This window comes from Streptomyces sp. NPDC040610 (genome assembly GCF_055594065.1).
The window spans coordinates 1-13,832 of record NZ_JBVIXA010000014.1 but is presented as its reverse complement, the minus strand read 5'-3'; the positions used below and the strand labels follow the sequence as shown (position 1 = coordinate 13,832).

Genomic DNA, 13,832 nt, shown 5'->3' with positions numbered 1-13,832 from the left:
CTGCCCCGTCAACGGGGCAGTCATAGTGGCTCGTACGCAGTCTTCACAAGGCCCGACTTTCGGTCAGAGGCCTCCGCCTGAAATAGTTCCTCCCGATGTTCGACATCCCTAGACTCCCCATGATGGGGGCAACTCGGGGGACAACTCAGTGGGGCATGGAGTGCCGGAACTCGTACTGGAATTGAATGGCAGGACCTGGACGCTCGATTCGTCCAGGCCATACACCCTTGGACGCGATCCACAGGGTGACATCGCGCTGGATGACGCCAGGGTCTCCTGGCGGCACGCGACGATCAGCTGGGGCGGCCGCAGTTGGGTCATTGAGGACCACGGCTCGACCAATGGCACCTTCGTGCAGGGGCAGCGGATCCATCAGATGGAGATCGGGCCCGGTTCGGCCGTCCATCTGGGCAACGCGACCGACGGTCCGCAGCTGATCCTCTCCGGTGGCGCCGCGGGCGCCGCCGCTGCCGTGTCCGCGCCGGGAGCGCAGCAGGCGCAGTACGCGCCGCCGCAGCACGGCGCGGGTCAGCCGGGGCAGCAGGAGGCACCCGGCTGGGCCGCACAGCAGCCGCAGCACCAGGCGCCGCAGCAGTATCAGGCGCCTCACCAGCAGCCTCACCAGCAGCCGCAGCAGCAGATGCCGCAGCAACAGCAGCAGGCCTGGCCGCAGCAGGGCCAGGCACCGGCGCAGCACCAGCAGGCACCGCACCAGGTGCCGCAGCAGCAGGTGCCGCAGCAGCAGGGCCCGGGCGCGGGCATCGGATCCGGCGGTGCGGCGGGGGCCCCACCGGTCTACGGCGACCGCAGCCCGACGACGTACCACCAGTTCTCGCTTGGCCGAAAGATGACCATCGGTCGTGCCCTGGAGAACGAGCTGGTGGTCTCCGACCTCCAGGTGTCACGGCAGCACGCGGAGTTCACGTCGACGCCCGACGGCCGCTTCGAGCTGCGCGACCTCGGCTCGCACAACGGCACGTACGTCAACGGCATGCCGATCGCGAAGTCGTCCACGGTCCTCATCGGCCCGAACGACATCGTCGGCGTCGGCCACTCGACGTTCCGTGTCGTCGGCGACCGCCTCGAGGAGTTCGTCGACACCGGTGACGTCTCCTTCTCCGCGCGCCACCTGACCGTCACGGTCGACGGCGGCAAGCAGATCCTCAAGGACGTCTCCTTCGGCGTCCCGGAGAAGTCGCTGATCGCGGTCATCGGCCCCTCGGGCTCCGGCAAGTCGACCCTCCTCAAGGCGCTCACCGGCTACCGGCCCGCCAACGAGGGCGACGTCCTCTACGACAACCGGAACCTGTACAAGCAGTTCGCCGAGCTGCGCCAGCGCATCGGTCTGGTCCCGCAGGACGACATCCTGCACAAGGAGCTGACCGTCAAGAAGGCGCTGAAGTACGCGGCCAAGCTCCGCTTCCCCGCCGACACCAGCGAGCAGGAGCGGGCGCAGCGCATAGACGAGGTGCTGCGCGAGCTGAAGCTGGACATCCACAAGGAGAAGAAGGTCACCTCCCTCTCCGGTGGCCAGCGCAAGCGCGTGTCGGTGGCCCTTGAGCTGCTCACCAAGCCGTCGCTGATCTTCCTGGACGAGCCGACCTCCGGCCTCGACCCGGGCATGGACCGCGACGTGATGCAGCTCCTGCGCGGCCTCGCCGACGACGGCCGCACGGTCCTCGTCGTCACGCACTCGGTGGCCGAGCTGGCCATCTGCGACAAGCTCCTGGTGATGGCGCCGGGCGGCTCGGTGGCGTACTTCGGCCCGCCCGAGGAGGCCCTGAACTTCTTCGGCTACAGCACCTGGGCCGACGTCTTCTCCGCCTTCGAGAACTACCGCGACTACGACTGGGCGGGCCGCTGGAAGGGCTCGCAGCACTACCAGATGTACGCCGCGGACATCGACGCCGTCGCCGCGCAGTCCGTACACATGCCGCCGCCGCAGGCGATGGCCCCGCCCAAGCCGCAGGGCTGGGGCTCACAGCTCCTCACCCTGATCCGCCGCTATGTGTCCGTGATCGCCTCCGACCGGGGCTTCCTGGCGCTGATGGTGATCCTGCCCGCGGTGCTCGGCGCGGTGAGCCTGCTCATCGACCCGGACAAGGGCCTGCTGCCGGTCGTGAACCCGAAGACCGGCAAGATCATCCCGAACGGCACGGCCACCACGGTCCTGCTGATCCTCGCGGTCGGCGCCTGCTTCGCGGGCGCCGCCAACTCGGTCCGTGAGCTGATCAAGGAACGGGTGATCTACGAACGGGAGCGCGCGACCGGCCTGTCCCGGTCCGCGTACCTGATGTCCAAGGTCATCGTCCTCGGCGCGATCACCGTGCTGCAGGGCGGGCTCGTCGGCGTGATCGGCTTCTCCACCCGTGAGATCCCGGAGAAGGGCCTGGTCCTGGGCAGTCAGGTGCTCCTTGAGCTCTCCCTGCCGATCATGGCCCTCGGCTTCACCTCGATGATGTTCGGCCTGATCATCTCCGCCCTGGTGAAGACCGCGGAGAAGACCATGCCGCTGCTGGTCATGTTCGCGATCATCCAGGTCGTGTTCACCGGGTGCCTGTTCATCCTGCACGGCACGGTCGGCGTCAATCAGTTCTCGTTCCTGATGCCGTCGCGCTGGGCGGTCGCGGCCGCCGGTACCACGCTGGACTTCAACAGGATCAGCCCCAACCCGGACGACCCGGGCGCCACCGACCCGCTGTGGGACCACGAGGCGGGCGCCTACATGATGGACATGGCCGCCCTGCTCGCCCTTGGCGCGTTCTGCGGCTTCCTCGTGGCCCGCTTCCTGCGCCGCCACGAGCCGGAGGTCATGCGCAAGTAGTCGCCTGCGGTACGTCGCGTACGTACGCGAAGAAGGGCGGCACCCCGCACGGGGTGCCGCCCTTCGGCGTCTGTGAGCCTCGGCTGAAGAGGTCCGGGGGTACGACTCAGTAGGCGCCGTTCACGTTGTCCATCGAGCCGTACTTGTCGGCCGCGTAGTTGGCCGCGGCGACGATGTTGGCGACCGGGTCGTAGATGTTCGTGGACGTGCCCTCGACGTGGTACGCGTTGAACGTCGGCTGGATGACCTGGAGCAGGCCGATCGACGGGGTGCCGTTCTGGGCGTTGATGTCCCAGCCGTTGATGGCGTTCGGGTTGCCCGTGGACTCCCGCATGATGTTGCGGTGCAGGCCCTCGTACGAGCCGGGGATGCCCTTGGACTTCATGATGTCCAGGGACTGGCGGATCCAGCCGTCGAGGTTGTTGGCGTAGACGGGCTTGCGGGCGGCGGAGCGGCTCGCGGCCTGCTTGACCTTGCGCTCGTCCTCGGCCTTCTTCTTCGCCGCGGCCTCGTCGGCCGCCTTCTTGTCGGCCGCGGCCTTCGCGGCGGCGTCCTTGGCCCGCTTGCTGGCGTTGGCCTGCTGCTTGCTGACGCTCGCGTGGGCGTCGGCCGGCGCGGCCCAGGCGGCCGAGCGGGCGCCGAGGGCCTCGGTCTGCGCGGAACGGGCGTCGTCGGAGCTGCCCGGCACGATCGAGAAGGCGAGGGCGGCGGCACCGAGGGTGGCGACACCGGCGATCGAGAACTTCTGGTTCTTGGTCAGAGTGGAGCGACTATGACCAGAGGGGGCGTGCTGGGACATGGCAGGTGGACCTCTTCGTAAATCGGGAGGCCGCTCTGAACCGGTGGGGACAAGTTGCTTCCGGCAAAACGCCGCGGTGCGAGGACCGCGGCGCCGAGCGACGGGAGCAATTCTTAGCGGGCGCAAAATTCTGTGGCAAAGGAGTGACGTACGAAGCCGGATAGTGGATCAGGGGGTGCGCCGACGGCCCCAATGTCCGCACTTAGCCCTCCTTTACGGGGCCCAAACGTCCACTAGGGGGCTTCGTACGTGATGTGCGTCCTATGCGCGGGCTCACATCGAGCACGTAACAGTCTCACCATCAGTTGCGAGAGCAATGCGGTCGGTGAGCAAACTCCTCCGCAGGTATGACGCCCGCGCCACGGCCCTCATGCCACAGGTAGAGCTCTCTCCTCTGTCTCCCGCGTGCCCGCCCGCCCGCGCGCGTGTAATAACGCCTCCGCCCGGATCCCGCAGCTCGGGGGCCCACCAGCTGCTGGGCCTAGGGCCCAGGTCCTAGAGCCCGGCCGCCACAGGTCGGATACGCACTGTCACACCCCGCCGGTACGGTTGTCCCATGAGTCAAGGACCCCGATCCGGGCTGTACGCGGTCAGCTCGGCGTTGCTCGCGATGAGCAGCCAGCTGGAGGTGCGCGACGTCCTCAAGACGATCGTCGCCTCCGCCCGCGAGCTGCTCGACGCGGAGTACGCGGCGCTCGGGGTCCCCGACGACCACGGCGGCTTCGCCCAGTTCGTCGTCGACGGCGTCAGCGACGAGCAGTGGAAGGCCATCGGCCCGCTCCCGCGCCAGCACGGCATCCTCGCCGCGATGCTCTGCAAGGCCGAACCGGAGCGCCTCGCGGACGTGCGCGAGGACCCCCGCTTCGAGGGCTGGCCGCCCGCCCACCCGGACATGTCCGACTTCCTCGGCCTCCCGATCCGGTACGGCGACGAGACCCTCGGCGCCCTGTTCCTGGCGAACAAGAAGTGCCCCAAGCCCACCGGCGGCTGCGGCTTCGACGCGGACGACGAGGAACTCCTGTCGATCCTCGCCCAGCACGCCGCCATCGCCCTGACGAACGCCAGGCTGTACGAGCGCAGCCGCGAGCTGACCATCGCCGAGGAGCGCTCCCGCCTCGCCCACGAGCTGCACGACGCCGTCAGCCAGAAGCTGTTCTCCCTGCGCCTGACCGCCCAGGCCGCGGCCGCCCTGGTGGACCGCGACCCGACACGCGCGAAGGACGAGCTCCAGCAGGTGGCCGCGCTCGCCGCGGAGGCCGCCGACGAGCTGCGCGCCGCCGTCGTGGAGCTGCGCCCCGCCGCCCTCGACGAGGACGGCCTGGTGGCGACCCTGCGGACCCACACCCAGGTCCTCGACCGCGCCCACTCCGCCACCGTCACCTTCGAGAGCGGCGGCGTGCGCGCCCTGCCCGCCTCCCAGGAGGAGGCCATGCTCCGGGTCGCCCAGGAGGCCCTGCACAACGCCCTGCGGCACGCGGAGGCGGAGCACGTCGCCGTCGCCCTGGAGAAGCGCGGCCCCGGCGCGGTGCTGCGGGTCACGGACGACGGCAAGGGATTCGACCCGCGAGCCATCCGGCGCGCCGGGCGGCACTTGGGCCTGGTCTCCATGCGGGACCGGGCGGGCGGGGTCGGCGGACGGCTGACCGTGGAGTCGGAGCCCGGCAAGGGCACGACGATCGAGATGGAGGTCCCCGGTGGCTGACGCCGCGCTCAATTCGAAGACAGGGATCCGGGTGCTGCTGGTCGACGACCACCAGGTGGTCCGCCGCGGTCTGCGCACGTTCCTGGAGATCCAGGACGACATCGAGGTCGTCGGCGAGGCCTCCGACGGTGCCGAGGGCGTCGCGGCCGCGCAGGAGCTGAAACCGGACGTCGTCCTGATGGACGTCAAGATGCCCGGCATGGACGGCGTCGAGGCGCTCCGCAAGCTGCGCGAGCTGGACAACCCCGCGCGCGTCCTGATCGTCACGAGCTTCACCGAGCAGCGCACGGTCGTCCCGGCCCTGCGCGCGGGCGCGGCGGGCTATGTGTACAAGGACGTGGACCCCGACGCCCTCGCCGGAGCCATCCGCTCCGTGCACGCGGGACACGTGCTGCTGCAGCCGGAGGTCGCGGGCGCGCTGCTGTCCCAGGAGGAGGCGAACAACTCACAGGGGAGAGGCGGCTCCCTCACCGAGCGGGAGCGGGAGGTGCTCGGACTGATCGCGGACGGCCGCTCGAACCGCGAGATCGCACGCGCGCTCGTCCTGTCCGAGAAGACCGTCAAGACACATGTCTCGAACATCCTCATGAAGCTGGACCTCGCCGACCGCACCCAGGCCGCCCTGTGGGCCGTGCGCCACGGCGTCGCGGGCTGATCTCCGCAGGTCCTCGGGACGGACGCCGAGTCAGCACGGATCGTCGCGTTCCGGGCTGAGATTCATACCGTCGTGTGGATGTCCCCCGTTCGGCGCATCCCCATCGGCGCCCCGGCGTTCTCCAGTGCGTGCTGCGGCGGCTGGCCGCAGCTTCCGCTCAGGAGGAACGTAGAAGTGAAGAACCTGAAGAAGGCCGCCGCTGTCACGATGGTGGCCGGTGGCCTGCTCGCCGCCGGTGCCGGCATGGCCTCCGCCCACGGTGGCGCCGACGCCAACGGCCAGGCCAAGGACTCCCCGGGCATCGTCTCCGGCAACCTGGTCCAGGCCCCGGTCCACATCCCGGTGAACGCCTGCGGCAACAGCGTCTCCGTCGTCGGCATCCTGAACCCGACGTTCGGCAACGTCTGCGAGAACGTCTGATCGCACCCACGCGATCCGGCGATCGCCGTCAGACGATCGCCGCCGCGGCCGACCGGCCCCGCACGCACCCCGCACGCAGGGTCGGTCGCGTTCTCGTCGCCCTCCGCCGTCCCGGCGCCCTTCGCGTCCCCGGGATCCCCGGTCTCCACCGGATCCCCGGCACTCCCGCTGCCACGACGCACACCCGCTGACCCCACAGCCGGGGTCACCCTGTCACCAGAAGGAACACACCCATGAACATCGCCAAGAAGGCCGCCCTGGCCGTCGCCGTCGCCGGTATCGCCGCGGGCGCCTCCGCCGGAGCAGCCGTCGCCACCGACGCCCACGCGGACGGCAAGGCCACGAACTCCCCGGGCATCGGCTCCGGCAACCTCGTCCAGGCCCCGGTCCACGTCCCGGTCAACGTCACCGGCAACAGCGTGAACGTCGTCGGCATCCTGAACCCGGCCTTCGCCAACGAGACGGTCAACAAGTGACACGCTGCCCCCTGGGCTAGCCGCCCCCGGGGCCAGGCACACGCCACCCCACGGGCAGAGGGCCCCGCGGACCACCTGTCCGCGGGGCCCTCCGGCACACCGGCGCCCAGGGACAGGACCTACCGCCCCTCGCCCCGCTCCCGCTCCTCCACATAGGCGTTGTACGCGGCCACCTGCGCCCGCCGCGCCACCCGCTCCACCGGCCGCAGCGCCTCGGCCCGCGCCCCCATCTGCGACGCGCTCACCGCCCCGCCGTGCCCGTTCTCGTACGCCACCGAAATCAGCAGCCCGACCCGCTGCGCCAGCTCCAACACCCGCACCGCACGCGGTGGATATCCCGGGGCGAGCGCCTCGCGCCCCCGCTCCGCCCGCGCCCGGTACGCGTCGATCGCGGCCTCGGCGACCGGCCCCGACGCCGCCACATCGAGGCGCGCGAGCACCTCCGTGGCCTCCCGCAGCGCGTCCGCGAGCTCCCGCTCCGCCTCACCCAACGACGGCACGTCCGCGGGCGGCGCCTCACGCACCGGCAGACAGTGCCACACGACCTCCACATGGACGTCCGCGGCGCCGACGGCACCTTCCGGCCCCGCCTCGGACACCTCCGGCACCAAGCCGTACGGCGCGCCCGTCGCGACCACCGCCTCCTCGGCCTCCAGGGCCCGCTCGTTGAAGGCGGGCGGCCCGCTCAGGCCGAGCGGATGGCCCGGCGCGGGCAGCGCCACCCGAAACCCCGTCACACCGAGCGCGCGCAACCGGCCGAGCGCGAGCGTCCATCCGACCGGAGCCGACTCGCCGGGCAGGCCGTCGACCCGGTGCACCGCGTCGTCGCCCACGATCGCGTGCACCGCGTCATCGGGTGAAACAAGTCCGGCCAAAAGGGCGTTCCCCCATGCGGCCAAGCGTCCTGAGCGTGGTTCCGAGAGCATGCACACAGCCTAAGGACCGGCCTCGGCACGGGAACGGTCGGCCGGTGGCGTAGGTTTTATCCGGGGGCCGCGTCCACAGACGCGGGCACACGCGAGCGACACCGAGACTGCAATGGGAGACAACGCGCTCATGAGCGATGTACTGGAGCTTAAGGACGCATCTGTGGTCCGAGAGGGCCGGGCTCTGGTGGACCAGGTCTCCTGGTCGGTCAAGGAGGGGGAGCGCTGGGTCATCCTCGGCCCGAACGGCGCCGGCAAGACCACTCTCCTCAATGTCGCGTCCAGCTACCTCTTCCCGAGCAGGGGCACCGCCACCATCCTCGGCGAGCAGCTCGGCAAGGTCGACGTCTTCGAGCTGCGTCCGCGCATCGGCATGGCCGGCATCGCCATGGCCGACAAGCTCCCCAAGAGCCAGACCGTCCTGCAGACGGTCCTCACGGCGGCGTACGGCATGACGGCCGGCTGGCACGAGGACTACGAGGACATCGACGAGCAGCGCGCCCGCGCCTTCCTCGACCGCCTCGGCATGAGCGACTACCTGGACCGCCGCTTCGGCACCCTCTCCGAGGGCGAGCGCAAGCGCACCCTGATCGCCCGCGCCCTGATGACCGACCCCGAGCTGCTGCTCCTCGACGAGCCCGCCGCGGGCCTCGACCTCGGCGGCCGCGAGGACCTCGTCCGCCGCCTCGGCCGCCTCGCCCGCGACCCCATCGCCCCCTCGATGATCATGGTCACGCACCACGTCGAGGAGATCGCCCCGGGCTTCACGCACGTCCTGATGATCCGCCAGGGCAAGGTCATGGCCGCGGGACCGCTGGAGCTCGAGCTCACCTCGCGCAACCTCTCCCTCTGCTTCGGCCTGCCGCTGGTCGTCGAGCAGCGCGGCGACCGCTGGTCCGCCCAGGGCCTGCCGCTCAGCTGATCGCACATGCCCTGTCGGTAGGGGGACCCGCGGTCCTACCATGAACACGTGGACATGGACGCATGGGTGTGGTGGCTGGTCGGCGCGGTCGCCCTCGGAATCCCGCTGGTAATGACCGCGATGCCGGAGTTCGGCATGCTCGCCGTCGGCGCGGTCGCCGCCGCCGTGACCGCGGGCCTCGGCGGTGGCGTGGCGATGCAGACGGTGGTCTTCGCCGTCGTGTCGGTCGCGCTCATCGCGGTGGTACGCCCGATCGCCGCAAGGCACCGGTCCCAGCGACCCGAACTCGTCAGCGGGGTCGAGGCGTTGAAGGGCAGATCGGCCGTCGTCATGGAGCGCGTCGACGCCTCCGGCGGGCGCATCAAGCTGGCGGGGGAGATCTGGTCGGCGCGGCCGCTCGACAACGACCAGAGCTTCGAGGCGGGCCAGGAGGTGGACGTGGTCGAGATCGACGGAGCGACGGCCGTGGTCATCTGACCACCGGTCAGCTGCGCGCGCGGTCGGAACTCCGGGCTCCGGGGCTCAACTGCCGTGGAGGCGACGGCTCGTGACGGCAGGTGATCCGAACGGCCCACGGGCCACGCGCCGTTCTGAGAGACTCGACCGGCGAGATCCCAAGATCTTCCGGGACACCGCAGCAATCCGCGAACACCGAAGCAAGAAGGGTACGGGGAACCACGATGGAACCAATCATCATCGTCCTGATCATTCTGGTGGTGCTGGTCTTCATCGCCCTGATCAAGACGATCCAGGTCATCCCACAGGCCAGCGCTGCCATCGTGGAGCGCTTCGGCCGCTACACCCGCACCCTGAACGCGGGTCTGAACATCGTCGTCCCGTTCATCGACTCCATCCGCAACCGCATCGACCTGCGTGAACAGGTCGTCCCCTTCCCGCCCCAGCCGGTGATCACCCAGGACAACCTGGTCGTGAACATCGACACGGTCATCTACTACCAGGTCACCGACGCCCGCGCCGCGACGTACGAGGTCGCCAGCTACATCCAGGCGATCGAGCAGCTCACCGTCACCACCCTGCGCAACATCATCGGTGGCATGGACCTGGAGCGGACCCTGACCTCCCGCGAGGAGATCAACGCGGCCCTGCGCGGCGTCCTCGACGAGGCCACGGGCAAGTGGGGCATCCGCGTCAACCGCGTCGAGCTGAAGGCCATCGAGCCGCCCACCTCCATCCAGGACTCGATGGAGAAGCAGATGCGCGCCGACCGCGACAAGCGCGCCGCGATCCTCCAGGCCGAGGGTGTCCGGCAGTCCGAGATCCTGCGCGCCGAGGGCGAGAAGCAGTCCGCGATCCTGCGCGCCGAAGGTGAGGCACGGGCCGCCGCCCTGCGCGCCGAGGGCGAGGCCCAGGCGATCCGCACGGTCTTCGAGTCCATCCACGCGGGCGACCCGGACCAGAAGCTCCTCTCCTACCAGTACCTCCAGATGCTCCCGAAGATCGCCGAGGGCGACGCCAACAAGCTCTGGATCGTGCCCAGCGAGATCGGCGACGCCCTCAAGGGCCTCGGCGGCGCGCTCGGCAACTTCGGCCCGCTCTCGGGCGGCGGCTCCGGCGGGGGCGCCGCGAAGAGCCCCGGTGGCGTGGAGCGCCGCGAACAGCCGCCGATCGACTGACAGCGACTGCCTGTGCGTACGACTGTGGGGCCACCCTCCCGGAAGAGGGTGGCCCCACAGTCGTACGTACGGGACACATCAGCGGCGCACCGCTCACGCGGCAGGCTGCGCCAGCCAGTCCGGCAGGGCCTCGTACCCGTCCCGCCCGAGGGCGAGCAGCATCGCGTCCGCCGGGGTCGGCTCGAAGGGCTGCCGGAGCAGCGGCATCCCGGCCTGCTCCGGGGTGCGGTCCGCCTTGCGGTGGTTGTCCACCGCGCACGACGCCACCGTGTTCATCCAGGAGTCCGCACCGCCCTGGGAACGCGGCACCACATGGTCCACGGTCGTCGCGCGTCTGCCGCAGTACGCGCACCGGTGCTGGTCCCGCACCAGGACTCCGCGCCGCGACCAGGGAGCCCGTCTTCGGAAGGGCACCCGTACATACCTGCACAGCCTGATCACCCGCGGCACCGGAAGCTCGACGGCGGCGGCGCGCACGCGCAGCGCGGGGTGGGCCTGCTCGACAACGGCCTTGTCCTGCAGCACCAGCACGACGGCGCGGTTCAGCGTCACCGTCGACAGCGGTTCGAAGCTCGCGTTCAGCACCAGCGTGTCCCGCATCTCGCCCACCTCCCGTGTGCACCGGCCCACCCCCTGGCGGGCTTGGATCAACTCTGGCCGGGCACGCCGGGTAGGACAACGCAATAAAAGATGCCCGCCCCTGATCACTTCCAAGACCAGAGGCGGGCAAACGTTCAATGAACGCTGAGCTGATGCGAGCGCGGACGGTTCACGCTGGGCAGCGATTCACCATCGGCGACCGTCGGTGACTAACTGTCGGCGACCGCCGCGTACTCCGCGACGACAGAAGCGCGGGCCAGCGTGTGGAACCGCAGGTTGAAGCCGACGACGGCGGGGGACGCGTCCGAGTCCGGGCCGAGCCTCTCCTGGTCGACCGCGTACACGGTGAACACATAGCGGTGCGCCGGGTCACCGGGCGGCGGGGCGGCACCACCGAAGTCCTTCGTCCCGTAGTCGTTGCGCACCTGCACCGCGCTCTCCGGGAGGCCTTCGAACTTGCCGCTGCCCGCGCCGACGGGCAGCTCTGTCACCGAGGCCGGGATGTCGAACACCGACCAGTGCCAGAACCCGCTCCCCGTCGGGGCGTCCGGGTCGAAGCAGGTCACGGCGAAGCTTTTCGTCTCCGGCGGGAAGCCCTCCCACCGCAGGTGCGGCGAGGTGTTCCCGGCGGCGTACACCTGGTCGTCCTTGAGCACCGCGCCCGGCTCGAAGTCCGCGCTCACGACCGTGAACGACGGCACGGGCGGGTGGAAGTCATGGGGCAGCGGCGGCCTCTTGACCTCGGTCACGTAGGCACCTCCTGATCGGTTCCGGTTCGGTTCCAGTACGGCGATCGCTCGCCGCCGACGAGCCTAGAACCAGTTGCGCTTGCTGCCGACGTGGGACAGCCACTCGTTGAGGTACGCCGCCCAGTCCGTGCCCTGGAAGTCGTGCAGGCCGACCTTGAACGACTTGTACGAGTCGCTGCCCTCGCTAAACAGGCCCGGCTTCTTGTCCATCTCCAGGACGACGTCCATCTCGCGGTCGTCCGAGACGAAGGTCAGCTCGACCTGGTTCAGGCCGTGGTACTTCTCCGGCGGGAAGAACTCGATCTCCTGGTAGAACGGCAGCTTCTGCCGGGTGCCGCGGATGTGGCCGCGCTCCATGTCCGCGCTCTTGAAACGGAAGCCGAGCTGGCCGAAGGCGTCGAGGATCGCCTGCTGCGCCGGCAGCGGGTGCACGTTCACCGGGTCCAGGTCACCGGAGTCGACGGCACGGGCGATCTCCAGCTCCGTGGTCACACCGATGTTCATGCCGTGCAGCTGACGCCCCGCGAAGTGGGTGATGGGCGTCTCCCAGGGGATGTCGAGCCCGAACGGCACCGCGTGCACCGCGTTCGCCTTCAGCTCGAAGGCACCGCCGAGCCGCTGCTTGGTGAACTCGATGTCCTGCTTGGTCTCCTGGTCGTTGCCCTCGACCTCGACGCGCGCCTGCAGGCCCACCGACAGGGCCTCGATCTGCTGGTCGACGTTCCCGCCCTGGATGCGCACCTCGCCCTGGACGACACCGCCCGGCACGACGTTGGCCTCGGTCAGCACCGTCTCGACGGAGGCCCCACCGGCACCCAGACTCGCCAGCAGCTTCTTGAACCCCATGACTCTCCTCCCCAGGCCCCGCCTGTGGTGTTGACTGGATCGACTGATCGTCGACCTTCTGATCGTCGACCTTCGAATACGTACCAACGCAAACGGCCCGCGCGCGGTTCCGCGCCGATGCCTCGCGCCACACCCTTCCTGCGCGACGGCTCCAGGGCCACCCTCCACGCCAAACCCGTACACGTTCGGTGCACTACGCTCCTACGGCATGATCGCGGCCCCCGACCGTACGCCCCTGCCCCGAGACTTCTTCGACCGCCCCGTCCTGGAGGTGGCCCCCGACCTGCTCGGCCGCGTCCTGGTGCGCGACACCCCGGACGGCCCGATCGAGCTGCGCCTCACGGAGGTGGAGGCCTACGCGGGCGAAGTGGACCCCGGCTCCCACGCCTACCGCGGCCGCACGGCCCGCAACGGCGTGATGTTCGGTCCGCCGGGGCATGCGTACGTCTACTTCACCTACGGCATGTGGCACTGCCTCAACCTGGTGTGCGGTCCGGAGGGGATGGCGAGCGGAGTCCTGCTGCGGGCCGGTGAGATCACCGAGGGCGCGGAGCTTGCTCGTGTACGTCGACTCTCGGCCCGCAACGACAAGGAACTGGCCAAAGGCCCCGCCCGTCTGGCCACCGCCCTCGACGTGGACCGCCGCCTCGACGGCACCGACGTCTGCGCGGGCCCCGGCGCACCCCTCAGCGTCCTCACCGGCACTCCTATAGACCCCGACCAGGTCAGGAACGGCCCGCGCACGGGAGTCGGCGGCGAGGGGAGCGTGCACCCCTGGCGCTTCTGGACGGCCAACGACCCTACGGTGAGCCCTTATCGGGCCCATACGCCTCGACGCCCCAGAACTTGACGCGGCGTTGGTGGTTCCGTAACGTAGCCCGAGCCGCTTGACCCGGGTACGGCATTCAGCCTGCAGCCGGAAGCGGCCAACCACTACCTACGACTTCCCTTCAGCGGGGTCCTGTTTCGCATGTCCGCATGCCGAAATTCGAATCCGCGAAGCTCGATTATGAGTTACCAGGGAAATCCGCTAACGTAGTGAACACGCCGAAAGGCAAGGCCCTCCAACGGCCACCGGAAATGAAATCCGAACCGGGAACGGAACGGAAAACGGATCTGGTAAGGTTGGAAACACGAAATACCGAAGGGAAGCGCCCGGAGGAAAGCCCCAGAGAATGTTCTGCGGGTGAGTACGAAGGAAGCGTCCGTTCCTTGAGAACTCAACAGCGTGCCAAAAGTCAACGCCAGATATGTTGATACCCCGTCTACCAGACACTGT

The 13,832-nt window shown here is 69.6% G+C and carries 14 protein-coding genes; 9 read left to right on the top strand and 5 right to left on the bottom strand.

Annotated features, from left to right (window positions below; genetic code table 11):
• The first annotated feature begins 160 nt into the window (after positions 1-160).
• A complete protein-coding gene (locus tag ACZ6AA_RS33835; RefSeq protein WP_471462314.1) occupies positions 161-2,824 on the top strand; it encodes an ABC transporter ATP-binding protein/permease in 2,664 nt (887 codons plus the stop codon).
• 106 nt (positions 2,825-2,930) lie between these two features.
• Here the strand turns inward: ACZ6AA_RS33835 and ACZ6AA_RS33830 are convergent, their stop codons facing one another.
• Positions 2,931-3,623 carry a transglycosylase SLT domain-containing protein gene (locus ACZ6AA_RS33830; RefSeq protein WP_468460319.1) on the bottom strand — a complete coding sequence of 231 codons (693 nt, stop codon included), beginning with the start codon at positions 3,621-3,623 and terminating at the stop codon, positions 2,931-2,933.
• 556 nt (positions 3,624-4,179) lie between these two features.
• On the opposite strand from ACZ6AA_RS33830, the gene ACZ6AA_RS33825 reads away from it, so the two are divergent.
• The 4 genes from ACZ6AA_RS33825 (at position 4,180) to ACZ6AA_RS33810 (ending at position 6,876) form a co-directional block, all read left to right on the top strand.
• Positions 4,180-5,325, top strand: coding sequence for a GAF domain-containing sensor histidine kinase (locus ACZ6AA_RS33825; RefSeq protein WP_468460317.1), 1,146 nt, complete (start codon positions 4,180-4,182; stop codon positions 5,323-5,325).
• On the top strand, positions 5,318-5,980 hold the full coding sequence (locus tag ACZ6AA_RS33820; protein WP_468460315.1) for a response regulator: 663 nt from the start codon (positions 5,318-5,320) through the stop codon (positions 5,978-5,980). The genes ACZ6AA_RS33825 and ACZ6AA_RS33820 overlap by 8 nt, the downstream gene beginning before the upstream one ends.
• 174 nt (positions 5,981-6,154) lie before the next feature.
• Positions 6,155-6,400 carry a chaplin gene (locus ACZ6AA_RS33815; protein ID WP_468460596.1) on the top strand — a complete coding sequence of 82 codons (246 nt, stop codon included), beginning with the start codon at positions 6,155-6,157 and terminating at the stop codon, positions 6,398-6,400.
• 233 nt (positions 6,401-6,633) lie between these two features.
• The gene (locus ACZ6AA_RS33810; protein WP_468460313.1) at positions 6,634-6,876 is read left to right on the top strand and encodes a chaplin; all 243 of its coding nucleotides are present in this window, start codon (positions 6,634-6,636) and stop codon (positions 6,874-6,876) included.
• A 119-nt stretch (positions 6,877-6,995) separates the two neighbouring features.
• Here ACZ6AA_RS33810 and ACZ6AA_RS33805 read toward each other — a convergent pair whose 3' ends face one another.
• Positions 6,996-7,802 (bottom strand): hypothetical protein, encoded by an 807-nt coding sequence (locus ACZ6AA_RS33805; RefSeq protein ID WP_471462312.1) that lies wholly within the window; start codon positions 7,800-7,802, stop codon positions 6,996-6,998.
• A gap of 130 nt (positions 7,803-7,932) precedes the next feature.
• On the opposite strand from ACZ6AA_RS33805, the gene ACZ6AA_RS33800 reads away from it, so the two are divergent.
• The 3 genes from ACZ6AA_RS33800 (at position 7,933) to ACZ6AA_RS33790 (ending at position 10,358) form a co-directional block, all read left to right on the top strand.
• Entirely contained in the window at positions 7,933-8,724 is a 792-nt protein-coding gene (locus ACZ6AA_RS33800) for an ABC transporter ATP-binding protein (protein ID WP_471462310.1), read from the top strand.
• Positions 8,725-8,772: 48 nt separating this feature from the next.
• A complete protein-coding gene (locus tag ACZ6AA_RS33795; RefSeq protein ID WP_468460309.1) occupies positions 8,773-9,201 on the top strand; it encodes an NfeD family protein in 429 nt (142 codons plus the stop codon).
• 203 nt (positions 9,202-9,404) lie between these two features.
• Positions 9,405-10,358 carry an SPFH domain-containing protein gene (locus ACZ6AA_RS33790; RefSeq protein ID WP_468460307.1) on the top strand — a complete coding sequence of 318 codons (954 nt, stop codon included), beginning with the start codon at positions 9,405-9,407 and terminating at the stop codon, positions 10,356-10,358.
• A gap of 93 nt (positions 10,359-10,451) precedes the next feature.
• On the opposite strand, the gene ACZ6AA_RS33785 is transcribed toward ACZ6AA_RS33790, so the two are convergent.
• From ACZ6AA_RS33785 to ACZ6AA_RS33775, 3 genes are all read right to left on the bottom strand, one after another.
• The gene (locus ACZ6AA_RS33785; RefSeq protein ID WP_289952677.1) at positions 10,452-10,958 is read right to left on the bottom strand and encodes an HNH endonuclease; all 507 of its coding nucleotides are present in this window, start codon (positions 10,956-10,958) and stop codon (positions 10,452-10,454) included.
• Between the two features lie 209 nt (positions 10,959-11,167).
• Entirely contained in the window at positions 11,168-11,707 is a 540-nt protein-coding gene (locus tag ACZ6AA_RS33780) for a YbhB/YbcL family Raf kinase inhibitor-like protein (RefSeq protein ID WP_468460304.1), read from the bottom strand.
• Positions 11,708-11,770: 63 nt separating this feature from the next.
• Positions 11,771-12,553, bottom strand: a complete 783-nt coding sequence (locus ACZ6AA_RS33775; RefSeq protein WP_468460302.1) for a sporulation protein — start codon at positions 12,551-12,553, stop codon at positions 11,771-11,773.
• Positions 12,554-12,761: 208 nt separating this feature from the next.
• Between ACZ6AA_RS33775 and ACZ6AA_RS33770 the strand changes: the two genes are divergently transcribed.
• Positions 12,762-13,403 (top strand): DNA-3-methyladenine glycosylase, encoded by a 642-nt coding sequence (locus tag ACZ6AA_RS33770; protein ID WP_468460300.1) that lies wholly within the window; start codon positions 12,762-12,764, stop codon positions 13,401-13,403.
• The last annotated feature ends 429 nt before the right edge of the window (positions 13,404-13,832 follow it).